Annotated in this window: 28 protein-coding genes; 12 read left to right on the top strand and 16 right to left on the bottom strand. The window is 57.3% G+C overall.

What is annotated here, in order from left to right; genetic code table 11:
• The first annotated feature begins 32 nt into the window (after positions 1-32).
• Positions 33-1031: a PorP/SprF family type IX secretion system membrane protein gene (locus tag ACQKLP_RS15700; protein ID WP_427323704.1), complete on the top strand. Its 999-nt coding sequence runs from the start codon at positions 33-35 to the stop codon at positions 1029-1031.
• 39 nt (positions 1032-1070) lie between these two features.
• Here the strand turns inward: ACQKLP_RS15700 and ACQKLP_RS15695 are convergent, their stop codons facing one another.
• The 4 genes from ACQKLP_RS15695 to proB all read right to left on the bottom strand — a co-directional run bounded on the left by ACQKLP_RS15695 (position 1071) and on the right by proB (position 5434).
• Positions 1071-1949, bottom strand: a complete 879-nt coding sequence (locus ACQKLP_RS15695; protein ID WP_427323703.1) for an MBL fold metallo-hydrolase — start codon at positions 1947-1949, stop codon at positions 1071-1073.
• A 45-nt stretch (positions 1950-1994) separates the two neighbouring features.
• Entirely contained in the window at positions 1995-3068 is a 1074-nt protein-coding gene (locus ACQKLP_RS15690; RefSeq protein WP_427323702.1) for a hypothetical protein, read from the bottom strand.
• Between the two features lie 64 nt (positions 3069-3132).
• Positions 3133-4380: a glutamate-5-semialdehyde dehydrogenase gene (locus ACQKLP_RS15685; RefSeq protein WP_427323701.1), complete on the bottom strand. Its 1248-nt coding sequence runs from the start codon at positions 4378-4380 to the stop codon at positions 3133-3135.
• A gap of 10 nt (positions 4381-4390) precedes the next feature.
• The gene (gene proB / locus ACQKLP_RS15680) at positions 4391-5434 is read right to left on the bottom strand and encodes a glutamate 5-kinase (RefSeq protein WP_427323700.1); all 1044 of its coding nucleotides are present in this window, start codon (positions 5432-5434) and stop codon (positions 4391-4393) included.
• A 188-nt stretch (positions 5435-5622) separates the two neighbouring features.
• Here proB and ACQKLP_RS15675 point away from each other — a divergent pair, with 188 nt between their 5' ends.
• Entirely contained in the window at positions 5623-8046 is a 2424-nt protein-coding gene (locus ACQKLP_RS15675; protein WP_427323699.1) for an ABC transporter permease, read from the top strand.
• A 216-nt stretch (positions 8047-8262) separates the two neighbouring features.
• On the opposite strand, the gene ACQKLP_RS15670 is transcribed toward ACQKLP_RS15675, so the two are convergent.
• The gene (locus ACQKLP_RS15670; protein WP_427323698.1) at positions 8263-8526 is read right to left on the bottom strand and encodes a hypothetical protein; all 264 of its coding nucleotides are present in this window, start codon (positions 8524-8526) and stop codon (positions 8263-8265) included.
• A 176-nt stretch (positions 8527-8702) separates the two neighbouring features.
• Here ACQKLP_RS15670 and ACQKLP_RS15665 point away from each other — a divergent pair, with 176 nt between their 5' ends.
• The gene (locus ACQKLP_RS15665) at positions 8703-9170 is read left to right on the top strand and encodes a LexA family protein (RefSeq protein WP_427323697.1); all 468 of its coding nucleotides are present in this window, start codon (positions 8703-8705) and stop codon (positions 9168-9170) included.
• Between the two features lie 4 nt (positions 9171-9174).
• Positions 9175-9837: a hypothetical protein gene (locus ACQKLP_RS15660; protein ID WP_427323695.1), complete on the top strand. Its 663-nt coding sequence runs from the start codon at positions 9175-9177 to the stop codon at positions 9835-9837.
• A gap of 131 nt (positions 9838-9968) precedes the next feature.
• Here the strand turns inward: ACQKLP_RS15660 and ACQKLP_RS15655 are convergent, their stop codons facing one another.
• On the bottom strand, positions 9969-10184 hold the full coding sequence (locus ACQKLP_RS15655; RefSeq protein WP_427323694.1) for a hypothetical protein: 216 nt from the start codon (positions 10182-10184) through the stop codon (positions 9969-9971).
• A 43-nt stretch (positions 10185-10227) separates the two neighbouring features.
• The gene (locus tag ACQKLP_RS15650) at positions 10228-11145 is read right to left on the bottom strand and encodes an AraC family transcriptional regulator (RefSeq protein ID WP_427323693.1); all 918 of its coding nucleotides are present in this window, start codon (positions 11143-11145) and stop codon (positions 10228-10230) included.
• 232 nt (positions 11146-11377) lie between these two features.
• Between ACQKLP_RS15650 and ACQKLP_RS15645 the strand changes: the two genes are divergently transcribed.
• The 7 genes from ACQKLP_RS15645 to ACQKLP_RS15615 all read left to right on the top strand — a co-directional run bounded on the left by ACQKLP_RS15645 (position 11378) and on the right by ACQKLP_RS15615 (position 15146).
• Complete coding sequence (locus tag ACQKLP_RS15645) at positions 11378-11773, top strand: DUF779 domain-containing protein (protein ID WP_427323692.1); 396 nt, start codon at positions 11378-11380, stop codon at positions 11771-11773.
• Positions 11774-11808: 35 nt separating this feature from the next.
• Positions 11809-12009 (top strand): YwbE family protein, encoded by a 201-nt coding sequence (locus ACQKLP_RS15640; RefSeq protein WP_126243897.1) that lies wholly within the window; start codon positions 11809-11811, stop codon positions 12007-12009.
• Between the two features lie 115 nt (positions 12010-12124).
• The gene (locus tag ACQKLP_RS15635; RefSeq protein ID WP_427323691.1) at positions 12125-13195 is read left to right on the top strand and encodes a PCMD domain-containing protein; all 1071 of its coding nucleotides are present in this window, start codon (positions 12125-12127) and stop codon (positions 13193-13195) included.
• Between the two features lie 9 nt (positions 13196-13204).
• Complete coding sequence (locus tag ACQKLP_RS15630) at positions 13205-13948, top strand: outer membrane beta-barrel protein (RefSeq protein ID WP_427323690.1); 744 nt, start codon at positions 13205-13207, stop codon at positions 13946-13948.
• A gap of 25 nt (positions 13949-13973) precedes the next feature.
• Positions 13974-14198: a hypothetical protein gene (locus ACQKLP_RS15625; RefSeq protein WP_341839927.1), complete on the top strand. Its 225-nt coding sequence runs from the start codon at positions 13974-13976 to the stop codon at positions 14196-14198.
• Positions 14199-14344: 146 nt separating this feature from the next.
• The gene (locus ACQKLP_RS15620; RefSeq protein WP_427323689.1) at positions 14345-14659 is read left to right on the top strand and encodes an ArsR/SmtB family transcription factor; all 315 of its coding nucleotides are present in this window, start codon (positions 14345-14347) and stop codon (positions 14657-14659) included.
• A 37-nt stretch (positions 14660-14696) separates the two neighbouring features.
• The gene (locus ACQKLP_RS15615; protein ID WP_427323688.1) at positions 14697-15146 is read left to right on the top strand and encodes an SRPBCC family protein; all 450 of its coding nucleotides are present in this window, start codon (positions 14697-14699) and stop codon (positions 15144-15146) included.
• Between the two features lie 88 nt (positions 15147-15234).
• Here ACQKLP_RS15615 and ACQKLP_RS15610 read toward each other — a convergent pair whose 3' ends face one another.
• From ACQKLP_RS15610 to ACQKLP_RS15575, 8 genes are all read right to left on the bottom strand, one after another.
• The gene (locus tag ACQKLP_RS15610) at positions 15235-15768 is read right to left on the bottom strand and encodes a DUF3347 domain-containing protein (protein ID WP_341839924.1); all 534 of its coding nucleotides are present in this window, start codon (positions 15766-15768) and stop codon (positions 15235-15237) included.
• A 42-nt stretch (positions 15769-15810) separates the two neighbouring features.
• Positions 15811-17004 carry an efflux RND transporter periplasmic adaptor subunit gene (locus ACQKLP_RS15605; RefSeq protein WP_427323687.1) on the bottom strand — a complete coding sequence of 398 codons (1194 nt, stop codon included), beginning with the start codon at positions 17002-17004 and terminating at the stop codon, positions 15811-15813.
• A gap of 10 nt (positions 17005-17014) precedes the next feature.
• A complete protein-coding gene (locus tag ACQKLP_RS15600) occupies positions 17015-18160 on the bottom strand; it encodes an efflux RND transporter periplasmic adaptor subunit (RefSeq protein ID WP_427323686.1) in 1146 nt (381 codons plus the stop codon).
• The gene (locus ACQKLP_RS15595; protein ID WP_427323685.1) at positions 18138-19397 is read right to left on the bottom strand and encodes a TolC family protein; all 1260 of its coding nucleotides are present in this window, start codon (positions 19395-19397) and stop codon (positions 18138-18140) included. Before ACQKLP_RS15595 ends, ACQKLP_RS15600 begins: the two co-directional genes overlap by 23 nt.
• Positions 19348-21282 (bottom strand): efflux RND transporter permease subunit, encoded by a 1935-nt coding sequence (locus tag ACQKLP_RS15590; RefSeq protein WP_427323684.1) that lies wholly within the window; start codon positions 21280-21282, stop codon positions 19348-19350. The genes ACQKLP_RS15595 and ACQKLP_RS15590 overlap by 50 nt, the downstream gene beginning before the upstream one ends.
• On the bottom strand, positions 21279-22574 hold the full coding sequence (locus ACQKLP_RS15585) for an efflux RND transporter permease subunit (protein ID WP_427323683.1): 1296 nt from the start codon (positions 22572-22574) through the stop codon (positions 21279-21281). Before ACQKLP_RS15585 ends, ACQKLP_RS15590 begins: the two co-directional genes overlap by 4 nt.
• A 16-nt stretch (positions 22575-22590) precedes the next feature.
• Entirely contained in the window at positions 22591-22926 is a 336-nt protein-coding gene (locus ACQKLP_RS15580; protein WP_427323682.1) for a heavy-metal-associated domain-containing protein, read from the bottom strand.
• Between the two features lie 70 nt (positions 22927-22996).
• Positions 22997-23371, bottom strand: coding sequence for an HYC_CC_PP family protein (locus ACQKLP_RS15575; protein ID WP_427323680.1), 375 nt, complete (start codon positions 23369-23371; stop codon positions 22997-22999).
• 198 nt (positions 23372-23569) lie between these two features.
• Between ACQKLP_RS15575 and ACQKLP_RS15570 the strand changes: the two genes are divergently transcribed.
• The gene (locus ACQKLP_RS15570; protein ID WP_427323679.1) at positions 23570-24241 is read left to right on the top strand and encodes an HD domain-containing protein; all 672 of its coding nucleotides are present in this window, start codon (positions 23570-23572) and stop codon (positions 24239-24241) included.
• On the opposite strand, the gene ACQKLP_RS15565 is transcribed toward ACQKLP_RS15570, so the two are convergent.
• Positions 24242-25219 (bottom strand): GlxA family transcriptional regulator, encoded by a 978-nt coding sequence (locus ACQKLP_RS15565; RefSeq protein ID WP_427323677.1) that lies wholly within the window; start codon positions 25217-25219, stop codon positions 24242-24244.
• Positions 25220-25381 lie beyond the last annotated feature (162 nt).

The raw sequence follows: 25381 nt of genomic DNA, 5'->3' as shown, positions 1-25381 counted from the left end.
TGTCGGCCTGGGGCCGGCTTAAACCGCTCTTTATGGCAAAACACTACCCTGTTTGTTTGTTACTTTTAGCCATGCTCCTATGTGAAAGCGCCCGGGCGCAGCAAGACGTGCAGTTCAGCCAGTATGTCTTTAATATGCTGAACGTAAACACGGCTTACGCCGGGTATCGCGGGGGCACCAGTTTCAACGCCATTTACCGGCGGCAATGGGAAGGCATTCCCGGATCGCCTAAAACGGCGGGCGCGTCTATCGACTGGCTCACGCCGGCGGCGGAAGACCGCATGGCCCTCAGCGCCAATTTCCTGCATGAAGAGCTCGGTCCGCAAAAGACCCTCAGCGTTGGTGCAGGTTACACCTACCGCATCCCGCTCGACGCTTCCGGCGCAAGGCGCCTCTGCTTCGGCATCGGCGGCGGGTTCACGCAGTACCGGCTCGACGGTACGCTGCTGACCTACGTAGACGAGCACGATAACAGCATCCCCGTGACGAACGCCTCGCACATCGAGCCGGACGCCAATTTCGGGGTGTATTACTATACGCCCAAATGGTACGCCACGGCCTCCATCCGCAACCTGCTGCAAACCACGGGGGTGAAGGGTTTCAACTGGAACGACGAATATTTCCGCACGCTGGAGCGCAATCCGCACCTGTACCTGGGCGCAGGAACCGTCATCAGCCTGGCGGAAAACTTCAAGCTGAAGCCTTCCTTCCTCTGGAAAGACGATTTCAAGGGCCCCAGCAACGTAGACCTTTCCTGCTTCCTGAATATCCACGAACTGGTATGGATCGGCGGATCGTACCGCACCGGCATCCGCATCTGGGAAGCGTCGGGCAAAAACATGGACCTTACGAACCGCGACGCAGCATCCGCCATGGTGGAGTTCATGGCCGCAAAATGGCTGCGGGTCGGGTACGCATACGATTTTACCACCAGCGGGCTGCGGAACTACCAATCCGGCTCGCACGAGATCTCCATCAGTCTTTTCATGCCGAAAAGAGGCATCCGGGAAGTCAGTCCAAGATATTTCTAATGGGTTAGCTGGTTACCATGCAACGTGATCCCGGTCTGTTCAGAACAAAGATGTTTGGACAGGCCGGTTTTCGTTTGCCTTCTTTTTGCCGTTGGCAGGCTGGGGGAGGATGGCCGGTTGCTGGGGGATGGAAAGATGGACCGGTGGCAGCGGCGCTTCCGTCGGGTTAATGTAGAACACCGGCGTTTCGGCGTACCGCCCGGCCACAACGATCTCCGTACCGTTGGCGTGCCGGCTGAAGAGGGAATGTACCAGGTCGGGATCGTTATTGTCTTGCGAGAGGTGAGACAGCAGTACGTGGCTCAGGTGTTTGGTGCGATGGCGCAGGAAAACTTCCAGGGCTTCGTTGTTCGACAGGTGGCCGTGCCCCCCTCTGATCCGGTTTTTCAGGAAAACCGGGTAGCGCCCCTTGTCGAGCATTTCGGTGTCGTAATTGGTTTCGAGGAACGCGGCGTGGCACATGGAAAAATGGCGCGCCAGCTCACCGCAGGGCCGCCCGATGTCCGTGAAAACGCCCACCCGCGCCTGGCCGCAGCTGATGAGGAAACTGTGCGGGTCGGCCGCGTCGTGGTATTTGACGAACGGCTGGATGTGCAGGTCGCCGATCCGGATGGCCTCTCCCGCACGGAAAGCCCGCCCTTCCAGCTGCATGCCGCTATGCCGGAGCGTGGCTTCGGTGATGAACACGGGGAGATCGTATTTTTTGCTTAGCACGGGTATCCCGCGGATGTGGTCCACATGCTCGTGAGACACGACGATCGCCTTTACCTTTCCCATATCGAGGCCCAAACGCGCCATCCGTCGCTCGGTTTCCCGGCACGAAATGCCCGCATCCACCAGCACGGCCTCGCGGTCGTTCCCGATGTAATAACAGTTCCCGTTGCTGCCCGAATTGAGCGATGTGAAATAAAGCGACATGCTTTGCAAAGAAAACGAATTCAGCGCAATTCCGACGGATTTGAATTAATAGCGGGTGAGCAATGCGATATCGCCCAACTGGCGGAGCGCCGGTTGATCGGTAAAGAACACACGGCCTTTCTTATCGACCACCTCCCAGGCGATGTCGTTCACGATATCGTCGTGGATACCGGGCACCCTGGCGTCTTTCGCGTAATCGAACCCCTGCGGGGTAATATCGATCGGCTGGCTGAAATTGCTTTTCACGAGGAGCAGCTCCCCGCGGCCTTCCCGGGCTGCGAGGTAGATTTCCTGCATGTCCGTCAACACCTTCCCGCTCGAAACACCGGCCATCAGCTCGTCGATCGCCGCAGCACGCCGCGCTTTCTGCAGGTCTTTCACCACCGGCCAGGCTTTGTCCGACAAATAATGAATATCCGCCCGGCCCGCGTCTATCGTGAAATGACCGGAGTAGATCCTGGGCTGGTCGGCCACTTCCAGCAGGTAGTCGAAATTCTCGCGTGTAGCCGCCACGATGATTTCCAGCGGATGCACGGCATGAACGGCGACCATCGATTTATCGACTTTATTCAAAAATTCCTTTATCTGATTATCGACCTTTTTGGGATCGCTTCTAGCCTGGCGGTCAGTAATGTAATGCGGATTGTCGCGGTAAGGGAACCCGTTGCCCGAAACTTCGTCGTAAATACGGTCGTTCAGCGACTCGTACAACTGCACGCCGGATTGGCTGAGGTGTAGGATGTAATAATCTTCGGAACGGTTGTAGGCCTTGATAATATCCCGCAGGGCGAATTCCTTGTCGACGTACACTTTATTTTCCGCCGGCGGCCACATGGTGCGCACGTATTCGGCGGTGCCGGCGGATGCGAAAACATACAGCCCGAAATCGTTGAGGCGGTTATCGATCCGGTTTTCGAGGGAATGGAGATTTTTCAGGAGGGCATCTACGCTGCGGCGGTCATAATCCTTCAGGAGCCGGTCTTCCGCTTCATTGACAAGGTTTTTGAGCAGGATGGCGTCCTGCAGGTTGTCCGGATGGGTGCGGTGGGTCGCCAGCGCGATCGTGACGCAGGGGCCTTCCTGGCTTTGGGCCAGCTGGTGCATTTGATCTTTCAGCATGGGGATTCTGGGTTGTTCTGATGGAGAACAACCTATCCATGCCTTTTGTTCGTGGCGGGAAGGATCAGCGGGTTTGCCCGTCGCCGGTCACGATCCATTTTTCCGTCACCAGTTTTTCCAGTGCAAAGGGGCCGCGGGCGTGGAGTTTCTGTGTAGAGATGCCGATTTCCGCACCCAATCCGAAAACGCCGCCGTCGGTAAACCGGGTGGAAGCGTTGACGTACACCGCCGCTGCATCTACTTCCTGCTGGAAACGCTCGCCCAGCGCGGTATTCTGGGTGACGATGGCTTCGGAATGGCGGCTGGAGTACCGGCGGATATGCGCCAGAGCTTCCCCGGCGTTGCCCACGATCTTGACGGAGCATTTGAAATCGAGGAATTCCCGCCCGAAATCCGCCTCCGCGGCGTGTTGCAGGTGAGGATAGCCCGCTTGCTGCAGGATGGGAAAGGCCGATTCGTCCGCGAAAATCTCCACCTGGTACGCCGCCAGCCGGGGCGCGAGGATGGGGAGGAAACTGCCGGCGATGGAACGGTCGACGATCACCGTGTCCAGCGCGTTGCATACCGACGGACGGCTCACTTTCGCATTGGTGACGATATTGGCGGCTTTTTCGAGGTCGGCCGAAGCTTCCACGTAAGTATGGCAAACGCCGGCGCCCGTTTCGATCACGGGCACGCGGGAATGCTGCCGCACGAAATCGATGAGGGATTGGGAGCCGCGGGGGATGATGATATCCACGAACTGGGTAGCGGTAAGCAGTTCGTTCACCAGGGCACGGTCGGTAGGCAGGAGCACCACGGCATCGGGGTCCACGCTGTTTTCTTCCAGCGCCTGGCGGATGAGGGAAACGAGAACGGTATTGGTATGGAACGCGTCCGTTCCGCCGCGGAGCACGGCGGCGTTGCCGGAGCGGATGCAAAGGGCGGCCACGTCTACCGTCACGTTGGGCCGCGATTCGTAAATGACGCCCACCACGCCCAGGGGCGCCGTCACCTTGCGCACGAGCAGCCCGTTATCCAGCTTTTTTTCGGACAACAGCTGGCCGGAAGGGTCGGGGAGCAGGGCGATATCATCCAGGCTGGCGGCGAGGTCGCGGATGCGCGCTTCGTTGAGCAGCAGCCGGTCTTTCCGCGGATCGCCGTCGGGCATCTGGTCGAGGTCCTTTTTGTTGTCGTCCATGATGACGGCGGCATTGGACAGCAGCAGCGCGCCGATGCGGCGGAGGATGGCCTGTTTGGCCGCGTCTCCCGAGGATTTGACGGACCTGGAGGCGTTTTGTGCTTTTTCGAGCAGGGGTATGATGGTGGTCATAACGTTCGGTTTAAAGGATGACGATTTCGTCGGCATGGGCCACTTCGAGGTTTTTGGCGCGGCTGTCGCCGGCCAGGTCGTCGGAGCTCACTTTGGCGCGGGCCACGGCAAACACTTCGCCGGATTCTCCCGCAATTTCGATCACTTCGCCGCATTCGAACTTCTCCAGTACTTCTCTGACGCCCACGGCGAGAAGGGAGTGCCGTTTTTCCAGGGCTTTCTGTGCGCCGGCGTCTACCTGTATCCTGCCGGTCACCAGGCTGCCGCTGGCCAGCCATTTGCGGCGGGCGGGCATGCTGCAGGGCTGCGGCGGGCAGAGCGTCCCCGTTTTGCCTTCCGTGGCCAGGGAAACCCCTTCCGGCGTGCCGATCCCGAAGATCACCACCTGGATGCCCATCCGGGTGGCCAGCCGTGCGAACGTGAGCTTAGACACCATGCCGCCCAGGCCCAGGCTCGATTTGCTGGTATCTGCCAGCGAAAAGGCGGCTTCGTCGATTTCGGGGATGAGGGGAACGATCTTCCCCTGGCGGTCGAGCACACCGCCCACGCTGGTGGAGAACAGCAGCATGGAGGCGCCGAAACCCACGGCGATGAGGGTCGCCAGCTCGTCGTTGTCGGAAAACTTCAGCTCCAGGTCGCTCACCACGTCGTTTTCATTGGCGATGGGGATGATGCCGCTGGCCCAGAGCTCTTCGTACGTTTTATGCAATTGGAGGAACTGGTTGCGGTTCGAAAAGTGGCTGCGCTCGCAGAGGCTTTGCGCCACGGGGATGCCGTATTGGGAAAAATAATGCGTATACCGGTTGAGCAGCAAGGGGTTGCCAATGGCTGCGGCCGCTTTGCGCTCGCTGATGGAGCCGGAATAATCTTTCAGGAAACGCTTTCCCGCCGCCACGGCGCCGGAAGAAACGAGCACCACGTTGTAGCGGTCGTGCACCGCCGCCACCTGTTTGGCGATCTCGGAGATGACGGACTCGTTCAGTTCCCCGTTGCCGTGCGTAATGGAAGCGGTACCGAATTTTATGACAAGTATCGGTTTGTTCGTATTTTTCATTCGGGTATAAAAATATTCAAACGCGCCCGTTTCTGCAAGCCGCCTGCCTGTCCGGAAACGCCCGCGGCCGGACGGGCCCTGTCCGAAAGCGGACATTCTTACCGGTAGCCGTTCTCCGAAACCCGCGCCAGTGCTGCATACCGATTTATGGCAACCTGTTTGCAGCCTTCCCGCAAATCCTTTCCCGTATGTGGATGAATTATATCAAAATAGCCTGGCGCAACCTCAGCCGCAACCGGATGTTCTCCATCATCAACATCCTCGGCCTTGCAATCGGCATCGCCGCATCACTGCTGATCCTGCAATACGTTTCCAACGAGCTGAGCTACGATAGTTTCCATGAGAAGAAAGACCGCATCTACCGCGTGCAGCAGCAACGGATGGACGAGGGGAACAACCTCTCCACCAACTGGGCCGCCGGCACGTTCGGGATCGGTACGCACCTGAAAAATGAATTCACGGAAGTGGAGGATGTGGTAAAGCTGATCAAGGCGCAGCCGCTGCTGATGAACGTGGCGGGGAAAAGCGGGGAAGGATTGCGGATCGAACAGGCTTTCTGGGCCACGCCTTCGTTTTTGAAGGTTTTTTCCGTACCGCTGTTGAAAGGGGACGCCGCCACTGTGCTTTCGGAGCCCAACACCCTGCTGCTTTCCGAAACCGTGGCAAAAAAATTGTTCGGGGAGGAGGACCCCGTGGGCAAAAACGTCCTGCGCAACCAGGGAAAGGTGTTCCGCGTGGTGGGCGTGTATGCCGATCTTCCTGAAAACAGCCACATCCACCCCCAAACCCTTACGTCCTATTCCACATTCTTCAAAGACGCCGAAAGCCCCGGGCTGGAAACCACCTGGACCTGGGACGGCTGCCTGACCTACGTGCTGCTGCGCCCCGGCTCCGACCCGGCGGCGATGGAAGCCCGGTTCCCCGGAATGGTGCAGCGCCTGGCCAAAATGAAAGACGGCACGCCCGTGCACGTGGCCTATTCGCTGCAGGCGCTGTCAGACATCCACCTGTATTCCCACGGAAGGATGGAAGCGGAGCCTAACGGAGACGGGAACACGGTGTATTTATTGCTGGGCATCGCGCTGTTCATCATCGTCATCGCCTGGATCAATTATATCAACCTCGCTACCGCCCGCGCGCTCAACCGTGCCGTGGAAGTAGGCGTGCGCAAGGCCGTGGGCTCGCAGCGCAGTCAGCTGGTCTGGCAGTTCCTGCTGGAATCCGCGCTGCTCAACGCGCTGGCCGTGGGCCTGGCCGTGTTGCTCATGAGCGCGGTGATGCCGCTTTTCAATGATATTTCCGGGCAATCGCTCACCATGTCGCTGTTCGGCAGCCGTGTCTTCTGGACGGCGCTGACAGGGCTTTACCTGGCGGGATCGCTGCTGTCGGGGATGTATCCGGCGTTCGTACTGTCCCGCTTCAAACCGGTGGCGGTACTGAAGGGGAAAATGATCTCCTCGCGGCAGGGCGCGGGTTTGCGCAAGGCGCTGGTAGTGTTCCAGTTTGCCGCCTCGCTGTTCCTGCTGGTGGGCACGCTCATCGTTTTTAAACAGATCCGGTTCATGCGGTCGCAGGAGCTGGGCTTCCAGATGGAGCAGACCCTCGTCGTGAAAGCGCCCATGGCAGTGGATGACGCCATCTACGGGCAGAAACTGGCGACGCTGCGGAACAATCTGCGCAACGAAAGCCTCATCCGCGAGCTCACCGCTTCTTCCTACATTCCCGGCCAGCCGGTCGATTTCAACGCAGCAGGGATCCGCTTGCGGGGAGAGGATTTCAAGATGGGGAAAGAATACCGCGTGGTGACGACCGACGGGTTTTTCGTGCAGGCTTTCGGCTTGAAATTGCTCGCCGGGCGCGGCTTTTCCGACCAGTTCGGCGGGGAGGGGCAATCGGTGATGTGCAACCGGACGGGCCTTCGCAAACTGGGATTCGCCAAACCGGAGGATGCGATCGGCAAGCAGATCAATTTCTGGGAGCAATTCTATACGATCGTGGGCGTGGTGGACGATTTCCACCAGGAATCGCTCCGCGAGTCCATCGAACCGCTCATTTTCCGGTACGAGCCGGGCGTGAAGGGGGCGATCTCGATGCGGATCACGGCGGATAACGCGCAGCAGGCCATTACGAAAGTGCAGCAGCAATACGCGGCCCTTTTCCCCGGCAATCCGTTCGATTATTTCTTCCTCGACCAGTATTTCGACAATCAATACAAGGCCGATCAGCGTTTCGGGCAGGTGTTCGGCGTGTTTACGGGATTGGCCATTTTCGTGGCGTGCCTGGGGCTTTTCGGGCTAGCGTCTTTCACGGTGATGCAGCGTACCAAGGAGATCGGGGTGCGGAAGGTGCTGGGCGCCTCCGTTCCGCAAATCCTTGGGTTGCTGTACCGGGAATACGCGACGTTGGTCCTGTGGGCCTTCGGGATGGGGGCGCCGCTGGCATGGTGGTTTTCCGCGCGCTGGCTGGAAGGGTATGCTTTCCGGACGGGCGTGGGCTGGATGCCGTTCGTGCTGCCGTTGCTCATCGTGCTGGCCGTGGCTTTCCTGACCGTGGGGTTCCAGAGCTTCCGCGCCGCAACGGCCAACCCGGTGAAAAGCCTCCGGTCGGAATAGTTAATACCCGTACCGGACAGCCATCGGCCGTTCCGGCGTGTTGAATATTCCCTGCGGCCAACGGCGATTTCGGGCTTCCGGAATACCTAATGCCGGTAACAGCCATTGGATTCGGCAAAAAAGGTTCCACCCGCGCAGCCAAATACCTCATTACCACCGCTTTTTCAAGCCGGGCTTCGTGGCGGTCATCTGGGATTCCCGTTGGCGGGGATATGGTTATAATGTGGGAGCAGGACAGCAACTGTCCAGGAAAATCTCGATCAGCCTGCGGTCGAACCGCGGCAATAACAGCCGGTCGATACCGACGATCCCGTCTTTCATCATCCTCACCAGTCTGAATTCATACATCATTCGCGTAAACCGCGAAAAATCCATTGTATTCCTCAGCTTCTCCAGCACAGCTCTTCCTTCGGCAACGGTAAGGTAGTCGATGAAACAAAGCGGACCGCTTGGCGCGATGTAAAGAATGCGTGATTGCATGACGTTCGGTTTTTCAGTTCTGATGGTTTAACGGGTTTTCTGTATGATGGCGAATATTGAAGATAGCACTTTTGTGTGATAAACGGCTGTTCTTTAACATATCTTTAGTTGTTGGGTAGATACCCATCATTTCTGCTAATTTCTTTAGTTAATATTGCTAAAAATATTAGCAAGACATGTATGCAGTTAACCAGCGGAACGGCCTTTCCTTTTACGCCGTCCGAGCCACCGGAGAGATAAGCGTGCCCTATATCTGGACCCCGCTGAAAGCAGGATTCCCTTCGCCCGCGCAAGACTACATGGAAGAGGAGATCGACCTCGTCAACCTGCTGGGCATGAACAAACCGTCCGTTTTCATCGTGCGGGTAGACGGCCATTCCATGACCGACGCGCACGTGCCCGACAGGAGCTACCTGGTGGTGGACCGCGCCCTCAAACCTATGCCTAACGACATTGTAGTGGCCATCCTCAACGGCGAATTCACCGTCAAGACCCTCGTCAAATCCTCCACCGGCTGGATGCTCTATCCCGAAAACGCCATGTACGACCCCATCGTGGTCCGCGACACCGACGCCTTCCAGGTTTGGGGCGTGGTGGCGCAGGTAGTGATCGACCGGAAAGAAATGCGGCTGCGTAAAAGATAATGCCATGATAGAGCTGGAAGAAATAGCATTGGGTGGCCTGTTCTACCGTAACGGCAAGGTCATGCAGATCCGCGGCGAACACTTCGCCGCCATGCCGCAGCTGTTATCCGAGCTGTCGCCCATCCCCATCGATCCGCAGCGCCTCTGGAAGCTGGGGTTCTCCCGGTACGTAAATACCGGCGTCAGTTATAAAGACTGGCAGGGCGTGCGCGTGTACCTCAAGCCCGCCACCCTCCACCGCTGGCTCGTCCAGTTCGAAGGTGTGCCCAAAGCGGGTTTCCTGCATCACATCCACCAGGTGCAGCGCCTCTGGTTCGATCTGTTCCAGGAACACCTCTACCAGCCGCCCAAAGCCGGCACGGGCAAGCGCCACGTGGTGCCAGGCGATACCTACGACCGCAAACTGGTGAAAGACCATGCCGTCTCCCACTACAAAAAATACGAGGTGACCGTCACGCCGCCGGCCGATCAGCCGTACTATTTTACCTGGGACTGCCGCCTGCTGTTCCGTACCGGCCGGTATGCGGTATGGCGGGCCGATGAAAAAAATCCCCTGTTCCAGCTCTGCGGGCGCGCCTGGGGCCTCACGCTGATCTTCGGCGCGGCGGGGGAAGACGACCGCATACAGGCGGGCAAATGGTTAAAAGCCTATTTGCAGGAAAAATAAAAGACAACGGCCGGGGAAAATACGGTGCCGCGCCCGGGAAGCGCCGGACCCCGGCCCATTTCAACATGCAGAATGTGTAATGATTAATATGGAAGCAATCCGCCGGCCCCTGTTCACAGGGGCCTGGTTTTTTATGCGCCTTTCCGCTTCCCGCTTACGACCAGTACGATCCCCGCAATGGCTACGATGCCGCCCAGGTAAGTAGGCCAGCCGATCCAGCGGTTCTCTTTTTTCGATACTTCGATGGGGCCTGCGTCGATGATCTTTTTATCGGTCTGAACGTTGAAACCGCGGATGAGGACCATGGCAATACCCGCAATGATGAGAATGATACCCAGTGTTTTCATATCAGGATGTTTCCCATAGCCGGGCAAACGATATGCCACGCGGCTACAGCTGTTTCCCGGCCATGAGTAGGAAGTGGTCGGAACTGATGGTCTGGTAGGTTTTGGGCGTGATACCTTCTACTTTTTTGAACATGCGGATAAAGTAGTTGACATCCGCAAAACCACAGCGCTCGCTTACTTCGCTCACGCTCGTGTCGGGCTGGGAGAGGAGCCGCTTGGCGAGTGCGATGCGCTCGCGGTTGACGTATTCCAGCGGCGTGATGCCGAACTGTTCGCGGAACCAGCGGAAGAAAAGGTTGCGGCTCAGGTAGGCTTTTTTGCTGAGGGTGTCTACCGAAATGCGTTCGGTGAGGTGCTCGCGGATGTAATTGAGGACGAAGTGCTGGCGGCTCTGGTTGTTGCTCACGGCAGATTCCGTCATCACCTGCGTAAGGTGCTGGCTTTGCATGAGGCGGATCAGCAGCTCTTTCAGGTTGAGATCGGCATAGATGTTCTTACTGTTGTCTGCACTGCAGCATATGCGGATCAGTTTGTTGATGAGCGCGCTGATCTCATCGTCATTCTCGAAATGGTACTGATTGAACTGCAACCGCCAGGAACGCCGCTCGTCGGGCGACTGGTAGTAACTGTTGAGATAATCGATCGTACCGCGGACGTACTGCGCATCGATGGCCAGTGCGATGCATTGTGTGGGATTGTCGAACGATGCTTCGGGGAAATCGATCGCCATTTTTTCGTTCGCGGGGTAAATGACGGTCTCGCCGGGGAGATAATCGAAGCTGGGCTGGTTGGGAAGATGCATGACCTTCTTGCCGCGGACCATACTGGTGATGATGAATTCGTTGAACTGCATGGGCACCGCATAAGCGGTCTCGAAACATTCGAATACGTTCAGCTCACAGTTGTTCAGGTTGAAAACACGCCGGTTCTCTACCAGCGTTTTCAACATTCTGGTGGGCATTAACTCAATATGCTCTAACAGGTGTTTGCGGGCCATAGCGATACATAACTTCTTCAAAATAAGGAATAAATCCCGAATGTGGCATGAAGTCAGGTACGATCGTGCTATTAATCAGTACGAACGTTTCCCGGATTATATTTTTTTTCAATCAATTTAGCAGCATGATGTTCGAAAACATACAGCATACCCTATGAAGGACATCAGCACGGATTTTTTGAAAAACATGCCCATTATGACTGACTCCAGGATCGTAGCCGCCAAACCGGCTATGCAATTAATCCGGCAACTCGTATCGCAACATGGTCCACTCGAATTCCGGATCAGCGGCAGTTGTGCAGAAGGTTTCGTTCCCCGTTGCGTGCAAGGCAGTGAACGGGGGCCGAAGGAAGCGCATTTGCCGCTGGGCCTGGTGGAGGGCTGCCCCGCGTACATTCAACCCGCGACCTGCGTGGTGGAAGATAACGCGCATTTCGTGCTGCACGTGGAATGGGGGAAAACCAACCCCGGTTCCCTGGAAGCACCGGGCAACGTCCGCTTCCTGCTGTCCCGCAAAGCGGCGCGCCGCGAAAGGTCTGTCGATCCCCACATGTTCAGTTACCTGTTCGGTTATAGCGGCAACTGGGGCTGATTTTCGTACCTTCGCGCGAAAATCTCCAAACCAGCATGAGGGAAGACGCGCAATACAGAAAAAATATCACACCCGGCCTCGAGGTCGGCATTGTCCTGAAGAAAGACCAGCGCAGCGGAAAAGTGACCTATGGTATCGTTCAAGACCTGCTCACTTCCGCTGCGTACCACTCCAGAGGTATCAAGGTGCGGCTGGAAGACGGACAGGTAGGCCGGGTCGTGGAAATCGTATACTGACCGTTGTTTGTCCGCAACGGAATCCATGCTTCTGGCATACACCGGATCCGGCCCGTCACTTACCTGGCGGGTTTTCCGTTTTAAACATCCTTTCCCGAATCACTGTTAATTTATTATGACCCACATCACATCAACATCGCTCCTGAGAAGCCTCGCGGCCGTCTCCGCCTTCGCGTTCCTGCAGGCGTGCATCAAGGCCGAGCCGCCCAACCCGGAGGCAGACATCGAAACCTTCACCCTTCCGGATTCCCTGCTGACGGGCGACGTGTTCATCGACCAGTCGAGCCGCAAAATCCTCCTGTACCTGGAGCCCGAAGCCTTCGAAAGCGGCATTGCGCCCAAAATCACCCTTTCGGCCGGCGCCCGTGTTTCCCCCGCCAGCGGCGATTCCATTCATTTCGACAAGGAAGTCGTGTACACGGTAACCTCCGCCAGCGGCCAAAACCAAAAGCGGTACACGGTGGAAGTGGTTTCCATCGGAGAATGGAACTGGTCGTTCGAGAAATGGCTCGTTCATGATAAAGACAAATACCAGTACCCGGTAGAGGCGGACGACAAACAGGTTTGGTCTTCCGGCAATCCGGGCGTGGCCCTGAGCGGCGTTCCCAAGCAGCCCGACGGTTACCCGCTGCGGGCTACCAGCGATGCGAAAGACGGTACGCAGGCTGCGGAGCTCGTTACGCTGAAAGGCACCGTGCTTTCCGGAATGGTGGGCATCAAGTTGTTTGCGGGGTCCCTGTTCCTGGGGAATTTCGACATCAACAACGCCTTCCTCGAGCCGCTGAAAGCCACGCAATTCGGACAGCCATTCACGGGAAAGGCTACACGCTTCACCGGATATTACAAATACACGCCCGGCGCCACTTACCAGGATAAGGCGGGCAACGCAGTGCCCGGCGTTACGGATTCCTGCGCGATCTATGCCGTGCTCTACACGGGCCGCACCCGGCTGGATGCCACCAACATTCACACGTCAGACCGCATCGTGGCCGTAGCCCAACTGCCCGACGGCTCCGGCCGCGGCAACTGGACGCATTTCGATATTCCATTCAGTTATATCCCCGGCCGCAAAACGGAAAGGGATATGATGATGGCCATCGTGGCTTCGTCGAGCAAAGACGGGGACCAGTACCGCGGCGCCATCGGAAGCCGGCTTGTGATCGACAGTCTTGCCATCATCCAGTAAATCAGCAACATGAACATTCGCAATATATTTCTCCTTTCAATACTAGCCTTCGGCACGCGCGCGCAGGCGCAGATTCACCTGGAACACCGCATACAGGCGGGTTTCAACATCGGAGGCACGGCGCCGGTGGGTTTTCCCAATACCATCCGCAAAGTGGAATCCTACCGCCCGGAATTCAGTCCATCGCTGGGCTACGAGCTTTCGTGGCGCCCTTCCGCTACCCGCAAATGGGGCGCAGCGGTGGGCGTGAAGCTCGATTATAAAGGCATGACGGTCAAAGATGAAGTCATGTATTTCCATACGATGATCACGATGGACGACGGTACCGGCAAAAGCGAGTTCGAAGGCGCGTTCACGGGTAAAAACAAGACCACGGTGCGCAATGCGTACGTGTCGTTCCCCGTCAGCGCTACCTTTACCCCTAACGATAAATGGCGGTTTAACCTGGGCACTTACATGGCCTGGCTGTTCAGCGCCAATTTCCACGGCAACGTTAGCGACGGTTATATCCGGAATGGCGGACCGCTGGGCGAAAAAGTGGCAGTTAATACCGCAGAATTCGACTTCGGGACAGATATGCGCCGTTTTGACATTGGCGTACAAGGCGGGGCGGAACGCCGCATCGGAAAAAAATTACGGGTGATGGGAAACCTGAATTGGGGATTGAGACCGGTTTTTCCGTCGGATTTCAGGGGGATGGATTTCCCGATGTACAATATTTATTTCACGCTCGGTGTGGCATACCGCATCTAGGCACAAGGATTGCAGGATGAATTTTATGAACACATTTCACATCCGCTACAGGAGCCACGACATCCCGGTCTCGCTGGAAGAAGAAAATCTCTTCCTCGTTTCGCTGCCGTGGAAAAGTCTCTACCTTGTGAGGAAAGAAGACAATGAAGGTGCTACGCACTGGTTTGAAGAAGGTGCAGACAATGAAACGCAGGAAACGAAGGAAATTGGTACAGCCATAGAAATGACCGGCAGGACTACCGGCAGTTAACGATATTTCGTTGTTTGCTGACGTCCGGAACAGCGCATACACTCACATGTATGCGCTGTTTTTTTTTGCCATGGTCGAAAATAAATTTTTGCGTAACCGAATGGTTACCTATATTTGTAACCGATTGGTTACATAAAGAGCTTAAAATGATGAGAAGAGACGTATTTCAGGCGATATCCGACCCTACGCGCAGGGAGATCATCCAGTTGCTGGCGGGCGCTCCGCGGCATTTGAACGCAGTGGCGGAACATTTCCCCATCAGCCGGCCGGCGGTGTCCAAACACATCCGCATCCTCACCGAATGCGGGCTCATCGTCATAAAGCAGCAGGGCAGGGAACGGTATTGCCACGCAGACCTGCGGCCGTTGCGCGAAGTGCGCGACTGGACTTCCCAATACGAGGTTTTCTGGAACGAAAAACTGGACGCCCTGGGCGATTTCCTGGCGGGCGAGCCGGGTTGATAAACAGCACCTTTCTAAAATCTAAAAACATAAGCATATGAAAACGGAATCTCTCATTAAAACGGAGCCACTGATCGTGGAGCGCACATATCCGGCAACACCGCAAAAAGTCTGGGAAGCGATCACAGACCCGGACAAGATGCGGGTCTGGTATTTCGACACCAAGGGCTTCAAGGTGGAAAAAGGCACGGAGTTTTCCTTCGATTGCTTCTGCGATGAAACCCTGTTCCGGCACCTTTGTGTGGTCACCGAAGTGGTACCGCAGCGAAAGATCGCCTACACCTGGCGCTACGATGGCTTTCCGGGCAATTCGGAAGTGACCTGGGAGCTGTTCCCCGAAAACGGCGGAACGCGGCTGAAACTGACGCATACGGGGCTGGAAAGCTTTCCGCAGGACCATCCGTCGTTCGTGCGCAGCATCTTCATGGGCGGCTGGGGCGATTTCCTCGATCGCGCGTTGCCGGAATTCCTCCTGCAGGCAGCGTAAAACGCATCATCCGGAAAAAAGAATAGCCGGCCCATGGGCCGGCTTTCTCATTTGGGCCGGACACTTGGCCGGCTATCAACATGGTACCTTATTGCAGGGTTTCTTCCACACTTCCGCAAGTCAGCATGGCATCGCCGAAATACGGGTTGCGGATTTCCTTCGAACGGCTGAGCCAGCGGGCGCCGGCGTTGTCGAGCGCCATGGGGCAGAATTCCACGTGCAGTTCTCCGCTGCTCATGCCGGTAGATTTTACCAGTCCGATAAAAGTATTGTTTAACACTGAATAGGCACCGCGCTGGGCTTCGATATCGGTGGCTGCGCCGATTTTCTGCGCGGCTTCCGCGAGCTTGCCGGAAGGGTCTGCCGCGGGGGCGCCGGTTTCGATGGCGGCTGCGGATACCTTCGCGGCGGCGGCATCGCCTTTCACCAGGGCGTCAGTGAGTTTTTCGTAATGTTCGAATACGGCATTCAGCGCGTCGTTCTTCAGCGCCACGGTAGTAGCGGCCGGCGCGGCGGTCTGCGCGGCTTTTTCAGCGGTGTTTTCCTTTTCCTGCTGGGGATTGTTGTTGCCGCCACAGGCCGCGAGGAAAGTCACTGCGGCAGGAATGAGCCATTGTTTCATGTTGTTCAGGTGTTTTTATGTGATGAATATGATGAATTTTTTCTAAACGGGCTGTTTGCCTCTTTTGAGCACGAATTCGCTGTACAGTAAATACGCGCCCGTTACTACCACTTTTTCGCCATCCTGCAGGCCTTCCGTGATCTCGATGGAACGGTTGGTTTCCAGGCCGGTCTTCACTTTGCGCGGTGTGAAGGTGTTCTTCGGCTTTTCGATCCAGATGTGCGCAGAAGCGCCGTCGCGGATCACGGCGTCGATGGGCAGTTGCATCGTTTCGCTGCGCGACGCTACCGGCAGCAGTACCGTGGCGGCCATTCCCGGTTGCCAGCGCGCGTCCGGGTTGGCAATGGAGCCGCGGAGCTGGAGGGTTTGCCGGCCGGTTTGCAGCGCGGGATAAACGAACTCGGCCTGCATGTTCCGGGGCTCGTTTTCCCACCCGGGAACGATCACCTGCAACGTTTGCCCGGTTTTCAACAGTGCGGCTTCCGACGGATAAATATCCGCTTCCACCCACAAACGACTGTAATCTTCTACCTGCAAAACCGTGCCGCCTTCGGCGATGTACTGTCCTTCCGTAACGGAAAGTTCGGTAACGAGCCCGTCCTGTTCGGCATAAAAAGTGACCAGCGGTTGGGGCTTACCTTCCTGCAGGAGTTTTCCGATGGCGTTTTTACTTTGTCCATACCGCTCGAGTTTCAGTTCCGCACCTTCGGCGATCTGTTTGAAACGCGCGTCTTCAGGGAATTTGCGGGTTTGCGCCGCCGCCAGCAGATATTCGGATTGCAGCGTCGCCAGTTCTTCGGAATACACGGCGTACAACGCCTGTCCCTTTTTGATGCGCACGCCCGTTTCGCGGACATGCAGCTTGTCTATCCGCCCGGCGATGCGTGCGGAAATGATGCCGGTCCGTTGCGGATCGGGCATGAGCCGCGCGTTCAGGCTCCGGGTTTGCGTGAGCATGCCTGCGCCGGCGGCCGCTGTGGTGATGTTGGCGAGCCTGACCTGGCTGTCCATCAGCTGGAGCGACGTGCTGGTACTGTTTTTATCGAACGGTACGAGGTCCATCGCGCAAATGGGGCAGGTGCCCGGCGCGTTCTGCACAACTTGCGGGTGCATGGGGCAGGTGTATGTCTGCTGCGCGGCAGCGCTTTTTTCTTCCGCGGTGCCGCATGCTGCGAGCAATACGGCAGGGGCGGTGGCGGCTACGGCGAGCGATCTGAGAAAATGTCTTCTTTCCATATATTTTCGGTTATGGATGTGATGATGTAACGGCGTCCGGTTTGATGAAACCTTCGCTATCGGCGATGTACGCTGCGTTTGCGGCGATGGCCTGCATCTCGTCGAACAGCTGCACCAGTCCGCCGGCCCTGGCGCCGGTGCGAACGGGAACGGCGCGGTAATCGGCCCCTTCTTTCCGGAATACCACGTTTTCCTGCCCCAGCTTCACGATCGCCGAAACCGGCACCCACGATCCTTCGCGGAACAGCACGGGAATGTAAGCGGTGAGCAGTTGCCCGGCGGGATAGTTGCCGTTCAGGTACACCCTGGCGCGACTGAACTTCTCGCCATTGGCGTACAGCGGTTCCAGCAGATCGATGGCGGCGCTTTTCAGTTCGCCCTGCATCCCGTTCCCTGCAACCAGTACCCGGCTGCCCGGCCCCACAGCCGAGGCCACTTCGGCCGGCAGTGCGAATTCCGCGATCATGCGGCCGGTTTTGTAAATGGAAAACAGGTTCTGTCCGGCGGAAACGTATTGCCCTTCGCGCAGCATCACGGGCGATTGTGTGGGTGCGGGCGCTGCGGATGCGGCCATCGGTGCGGCGGCGCCCATGTTGCCCATGGCATCCCCGCCCGGCGATGGGGCGGGAGCGGCGGTGGAAGGTGCGGCAGCCGCTGCGGCCAGCGATTCTTCCAGGATATAGCCGTCTGCGTTACTGTACAGCGGAATGGTGACGCGCACCTGTCGGGTGCGGAGCACTTCGGCGGCCAGCGTTTCAGGCATTCCCATGAGCGCAAGTTTGCGCAATGCCAGTTCCTTCATCGCGGGATCGTTGCTGACAGACAGTAATTCCCGCTGCGCGGCTACGAGCTCGGGCGCGTAAATTTCAAGGATGAGCTGTCCTTTGCGGACGGGCTGGTAATTATAGCGGACGTGCAGTTTTTCGATGCGGCCGGCCACGCGGGAGGGGAGGACGGCGCGGTTGCGGCTGTCGTAGCGCACGGTGCCGGGCGCCTCCATCACCACGATCCTCGATTGCTGTTTGGGGAACAGCAGCGGGAGGGAATCGCGCGTTTTGGCGGAAGGCTCCTTCTTTTCCACCGGCGTGGCGCCACAGGCTGCGAAGAGCCCGGCGGTGAGCACGGTGAGTATATTAACGGTAAAGCGCTTTTTCATATTCCACGATCATTTCGTAACGTTTCAATTTTTCGTCGAGCACGCCGGTTTCGGTCATCGTCAATGCTTCCCAGGCGTCTATCACGGTGGGCAGCTGCAGGCGGTTTTCCTGGTAGGCGGCGAAGTTGGCGTCGAGGGCTTTGCGGAGCGAGGGAACGATCACGCGCTCCATGGATTCGATGCGGCGGTCCATCTGCCGGATTTCCGCCAGCATGCCGTACAGCATGCCCTGCGTTTCCTGCAGCATCGCGCTGCGCTCGTTTTCCATCGCTGCGATGTTCTGCTCCATGGATTTGATCTCGGAGCGGTACATCCCCCGCGACCAGGGCGCTATCGGAATGCTCAGCATCCCCATCACGCTGTAGGCTTTCGGCATTCCGCTCGCCAGCGGCAGCATATGATCGAACCGGATCCTGAAATCGGGCTTTTTTTCCGCCTGCATCGAGCGGATGCCGAGTTGCATGGTGCGAATGCCTTCTTCCATTTTCCGGATGTCCTGCCGCGCGGCGGCGATGGAGGCAGTGTCGTGCATCGCGGGGGCGAACCCCGGTTCCCAGGTGGTATCCACGCTGAATGCTGTCATGCCGGGCCGGTTCATCAGGCTGTTCAGCCAGGTCATGGATTTCATCACGGTGCCTTCCTCCATGCGGAGCATGTTGGCGTTTTCTTCGAGCTTCGCTTCCGCACGGTAGCTGTTGCCGAGCTGCGACTGGTTATACGGATACCTTAGTTTTTCGATCTCCAGCATCATCTGCATGATCTTTTCATTCCGTTTCAGCAATTGCTGCTTCCTTTCGGAGATCACCCAGCCGTAATACAGCTTCCGGGCCGTGGCGCGCAGTTCGTTGAGCGTAACGCCGCGGGCGGCCGTTTCGGCGTTGCCCTGCGAAGCGATGAACCGCTTTTTCGCCTGTTGCTTGGCGGGGTTGGGAATGTCCTGTTCCAGCTGGATCATGAGGCTGCCTTTGTCGCGGCCGTCCATTATCATTTGCCCGGGATACGGGGTCATGAAAGTGCCCGCACCGGCCATGGGCGCCATCCAGGCCATGGCGGCATCTGCACTGTGGCGGAAGCCTTCGGCCTTTTGCGCGTAGCTTTTCAGCAGCAGGTTATGGCCGTCGATGCGCGCCAGGATACTGTCCAGCGGCAACACCTGCGCCGCCGCCGCAAAGGGCAGCAGCAGTATATTAATGGCCAGTAGGATGGATTTCCAGCTTGCCGTATTTACGTAATTCATATTCTTTCGTCATTAGGAAGATGAGCGGCGTTACCAGCAAAATGTGGGTAGAACTGGTCAGCACGCCGCCGATCATCGGTAATACAATTGGCTTCATCACATCGGTGCCTACGCCGCCGGCCCAGAGCACGGGCACGAGGCCGAAGAGCGATACGCACACGGTCATGAGCTTGGGCCGTAAACGCTTGGCGGCGCCGTGGATGACGTATTCGCGGAGGTCCTGCTTCGTGATGGTGGCGGAACTGTTGCCTTTGAGGGCAACGAGTTGCTGCATGGCGTCGTTCAGGTAGATGACCATAACGATCCCTGTTTCCACGGCGATCCCGAACAGGGCGATAAACCCAACCGCCACCGCTACGGAGAGGTTGGCGCCCCAGATCCAGATCATGTACGCGCCGCCGATGAGGGCGAAAGGCACGGTGATGAGGCTGAGAAACGCTTCGCGGACCGATTTGAAAGCGAAATACAGCGAAGCGAAGATGATCACCAGCACGATGGGGGCGATCCAGAGCAGGGTGCGCTGTCCGCGCACGAGGTTCTCGTATTGCCCGCTCCATTCCAGGTAATACCCCTGCGGCAGCAAGCCTTCCTGCGAACGGAGCTGCTTCATGGCGTCTTCCACGGTGCTTCCCAGGTCGCGGCCCCGCACGTTGAACAGCACGGCGCCGCGCAGCATGGCGTTGTCTGACGTGATCATGGGCGGCCCGTCTTCCAGCACCACATCCGCCACCGCGCTCAGGGGCACTTCCCCGAAAGCGGGAGAGCTCAGCGGGATGCGGCGGATCTGTTCGAGACTGTTGCGGTAATCCTGCGCCAGCCGTAAACTGATGGAGAACCGCCGCCGGCCTTCGATGGTGGTACCGATGGGAGCGCCGCCCAGCGCCGTTTCCACGGTCTGGTTCACCGCATCGGCTCTGAGCCCGTAGCGCGCCAGATCGGCCCGGCGGATGTTCACACCGAGGTATTTGCCCCCGGTCACCGGTTCCACGTACAGGTCAGACACGCCCGGCGTGCCTTCCAGCGCCTTGCGCACCCGTTCGGACACACTGGCGATCGTGTCCAGCTGCTGGCCGTACACCTTGATGCCCACGTCTGTCCGGATACCGGTGGAAAGCATGTTGATGCGGTTGATGATGGGCTGCGTCCAGCCGTTGACAACGCCGGGGATTTGTAACAGACTGTCCAGTTCGCGGATGATGTCCTCCTTCTTTTTCCCTTCCCGCCATTCCGTTCTCGGTTTGAGCATGATGATGGTTTCGATCATGCTGATGGGGGAATTGTCGGTAGCGGTAGACGCCCGTCCCGCCTTGCCCAGCACCTTGTCGACCTCCGGTACCGATTTGATGAGCCGGTCCTGCACCTGGAGGATGCGTTTGGCCTCGGTGTTGGAGATATCGGGTAAAGTAACGGGCATAAAGAGGATGCTCTGCTCGTCGAGCGGCGGCATGAATTCCGTGCCGAGGCTTTTGAGGAGCGGGATGGCGATCACGAGCGCGGCGATGTTGATGGCCAGCGTCGTTTTCCGCCATTTGAGCACCACGCGGATGATGGGCTCGTATATCCGCTCGAGCGTACGGGTGACGGGATGCTGGCTGTCGGGCCGGAATTTGCCTTTCATGAAGATGGAAATGAGCGCCGGCGCCAGGGTGATCACCAGCAGCGCGTCCACGATCATGATGAAGGTTTTGGTGAACGCCAGCGGGTGGAACAGCTTGCCTTCCTGCCCCGTGAGCAAAAACACGGGCAGGAAAGAGGTGATGATGATCACGGTGGCGAAGAACACCCCGCGAGACACCTGCTTGCCCGACTTGGCGATGATATCCAGCCGCTCTTCCTCGCTGATCCAGGAAGGCTGGCGGCGGAATAAGCGTTTTATGAAGTTCATGTTGACTCAGTTTTTTGTCCGGCCTGCCATTGCGCATACCGTTCGGATAAATGTTTATAGGCGTTCTCGCTCATGATGATCCCGTTGTCTACGATCACCCCGATGGCCAGGGCGATGCCCGTCAAAGACATGATGTTCGACGAAATCCCGAACGCGTTGAGCAGAATGAAGCTGGCCGCGAGCGTGATAGGGATCTGGATGAGAATGCTGAGCGCGCTGCGCCAGTGGAACAGGAAGATGAGCACTACGAGCGACACTACGATCATTTCTTCGATCAGCGTGTGCTTGATGGAGCTGATGGATTCCCGGATGAGCTCGCCGCGGTCGTACACGATATCGAACTTCACATTGGCGGGCAATCCGCGGGATACTTCCTTCATCTGTTCCTTCACCCGGTCTATGACCTCGGCGGCGTTTTCGCCGTACCGCATCACCACGATGCCGCCTACACGCTCGCCTTCGCCGTCCTGGTCGAATATGCCGAGCCTGGGCTCGCCGGTCATCTGTACGGTGGCCACGTCTGCCACTCTTACCGGTACGCCGTTCACGGTTTTAACCGCGATCTGTTCGATTTCGGCGATGGAGGAAAGGTAGCCGGTGGTTTTGATAATGTACCCGATATCGCTCATCTCGAATTTGCGCCCGCCGGATTCGTTGTTGTTGGCGCGTACTGCGGTGATGACGTCTGCCGGTGTAAGGCCGTAATAGAGCAGTTTATTGGGATCGGCCGTAACCTGGTATTGCGGCTGGAACCCGCCGAAAGAGGCGATCTCGCTCACGCCCTTCACGTTTTGCAGCGCAAATTTGATGTACCAGTCCTGCAGCGCCCGTTGCTCGCCAAGGTCCATCCCCGGCGCTTCGAGCGTATACCAGAGGATGTGCCCCACGCCGGTGCCGTCTGGCCCCAGTTGGGGGCTTACGCCTTCGGGAAGGGTGCGGGTGGCGGTGCCGAGGCGCTCGAGCACGCGCTCGCGGGCCCAGTAGATATCGGTGTCGTCTTCAAAAATGACGTAGATAAAGCTCATGCCGAACATGGAGGAGCCGCGCACATATTTGATCTTGGGCAGGCCCTGGAGGTTGGTGACGAGCGGGTAGGTGACCTGGTCTTCCACGAGCTGGGGGCCCCGGCCCATCCATTCGGTGAAAACGATCACCTGGTTTTCCGAAAGGTCAGGGATGGCGTCTACCGGGTTCGTTTTCACGGCGTACCAGCCCCACCCGAACAGTACGGCCGCCAGTATCAACACGGTGATACGGTTACGGACGGACCATTCGATGATCCTGTGTATCATAAGTAAGCGTTATGGGTTAGTGACGCTCGTACCGGCAGCAGCCGGGCAGTGCCTGGTAAATGGAATCGTTGGCTTTGAAGGGACCGGAGTCGTGCCCGGATTGCGCGATCTTTTTGCGGATATCTTCCGGTTTCACGCTGGCGGAGTCGAATTTCACGGTCATCGTTTTGGACTTTACGTCCCACACGGCGCTGTTCACACCGGGCATTTGCGCGGCTTTTTCGATACGCTTCTTACACATGTTACAATTCCCAGAAACGGTGAACGAGTCGGTCTTGAGGGATTGGCCGGCAGCGTTTTGCGCGGCGAATAAGGACAAGGGAAGGGCTATGAAAGAGAGGATCTTTTTCATGTTGAACAGTTTTGAAAAGTTGTTGGAATAGTAGGTTGGTCTTGATACGAAACGGTTGGGGATACCGGTATCAGATCCTGAAATGACAGTGGAGAATATGCGCCGGAACATGCGGCAGGGGCGGCGGCGCGGGATCCGCAGGAGGTGCCGGCGCGGGGATTTCATATACCGGCAACGTCGTTACCGGGAACAGGGCCGCCTGCGAGAGGGGCAGCATATCGACGGCCACCTTCGGCGACATTTGCTGGTCTTTTTCCAGCTTTACCGTGAGGTGAACGTCTTTACAGCACTTTTTAGTGCAGGAAACCCCGCATTCATGCGTGTCCTCATCATGCCACAGGCTCACGTCCACCAGCTTTTCCGCGCAGTAGTGCATGTGGAAAGTGGCGCCGGTGGAAGTGCTCACGTAGAGCAGGGCCAATATGAGTGTGAGGAATTGCTTCATGCACCACAAAAATAGGCGGCCTGTCCGGGAGAATCGTTACATAATTTTGCAAAGTTTTATATTTCTGGTGACGGGATAGCTGCGGAAGGATGAACGATATTGGAAAGAAATGATGCGAAAGCCAAATGTACTATATTTGAAATCCTTTAATATGCTTCGCTAAAAGGCTAATAAAACATCAACACGACGTATTAGACAATGACCACAATACAACCCGCCCACACCGCGATCATCGACGCAACCGTACGCTACGTTAAACAGGAACTGGCCGAAGCCGAAGGCGGGCACGACTGGTGGCACATCCACCGCGTGTGGCAATCCGCGCGCCAGATCGCCAGGCACGAAGCCGTAAACCCGCTCGTCGTGGAGCTGGGCGCACTGCTGCACGACATCGCGGATTCGAAGTTCCACGATGGCGACGAAGAGATCGGGCCGGCGAAGGCGGCGGCATTTTTGCGGAGCTTGCAGGTAGATGAGGAAATTATCCTTCCCGTCACCCAGATCATCCGCTACATCTCTTTCAAAGGCGGCAACGAAGCGCGGACGTACTGGTCTGCCGAGCTGGCCGTAGTGCAGGATGCCGACCGGCTCGATGCCCTGGGGGCAGTCGGCATCGCACGGGCTTTCAATTACGGTGGTTTCCGCAACCGCGCGCTGTACGATCCGGCCATTGCGCCGGATATGCATATGACGAAGGAAGCGTACAAAACGTCCGCTTCCCCCACCATCAATCATTTCTACGAAAAACTGCTGTTGCTGAAAGACCGGATGAATACCGCCACAGGCAAAGCCCTCGCCGAAGAGCGCCATGTTTTCATGGAACGTTTCCTCGAACAGTTCTACCGGGAATGGAACGGCCAGCAGGATTAACTACGCTACCGCCGTCCGGCAATACTTTTTACGGTACTCCTGGGGCGTGAGGCCCGTTACTTTCTTGAATACCGACCGGAAGGTCTTCAGATCGTTGTAACCCACGTCGTACATGAGCGTGCTGATATTCTGCGCATTGCTTTCGAGGGCTTTTTTGGCGGACTCGATTTTCACGCGCTGGAGGTATTCGAGGGGAGTGTTATTGGTGGCATTTTTGAACCGGCGGATGAAGTTCCGCTTGCTCATGCTGGTTTGCTCCGCGATCTGCTCCACCGAAATGGGGAGATGGTAGTTTTCTTCGATGAAGACCTGGGCCCGGAGGATCTGGTCGTCTTCATGGCGGCGCTGGCCCTGGAACACCATGAAATGCGCCTGGTTGACGCGGTCGATGTCGATGGAAAACATCTTGCTGAGCATCACCCCGATGTCTTTGCTGCAGAATTTCTCTACCAGGTACAACACGAGGTTGAGGCTGGAAAACGCCCCTCCGCTCGTATACACCCCGTCTTCGTCGGTGATGACCTTGTCAGACAGCACCTTGGCGCCGGGGTACCGCTGCTGCATGTCGGGGATCGCCTGCCAGTGGCTGGTGCAGGTGCGGCCGTTCAGCAGTCCCGCTTCCGCGAGGAAATAACTGCCCAGGCAAAGACTGGCCACTTCGGCCCCGAGGTCCCGCATTTCCGACAGCCAGGGAGCGATGCCCGCGTTCTTTTGCAGCACCTGGTCTGGCCGGCCGTGGAACGCCGGAACGATCACCAGGTCCGTTTCCTTCACGTCGGCCATGGATTTGTAACAGAAAAACAATGCAGGTACGTTCAGCTGGATATGCTTCACTTTCTCACTCACCAACTCCACTTTGAAGGGAGGCTCCTTGCCAGCCTGGACCGATAGCGCATTCGCGCCTTCAAACACATCCAGCACGCCAGCGATGGCCGAGAGGATGGCTTCTTCGTAAATGACCAGTGATACAGTTTTCATGGTGTTTCGTGCATTAACGACGGTAAAGGTAAAGGATTACCCTGTCACAAAACACCCCTCTTTTTGGCGCGGATAGGCCCCCGTGCACCAATATGTTTGCGGGTCACGAATGGTTGTTTTTCAATAAGATATTGATAGATAATTGTATGAATTAAAGCTGTG

The sequence above is a fragment of the Chitinophaga sp. NPDC101104 genome (assembly GCF_050277495.1).
Classification (GTDB): domain Bacteria; phylum Bacteroidota; class Bacteroidia; order Chitinophagales; family Chitinophagaceae; genus Chitinophaga.
Note: the sequence above shows the minus strand (reverse complement) of the source record. Positions and strands in the feature narration are given on the sequence as shown.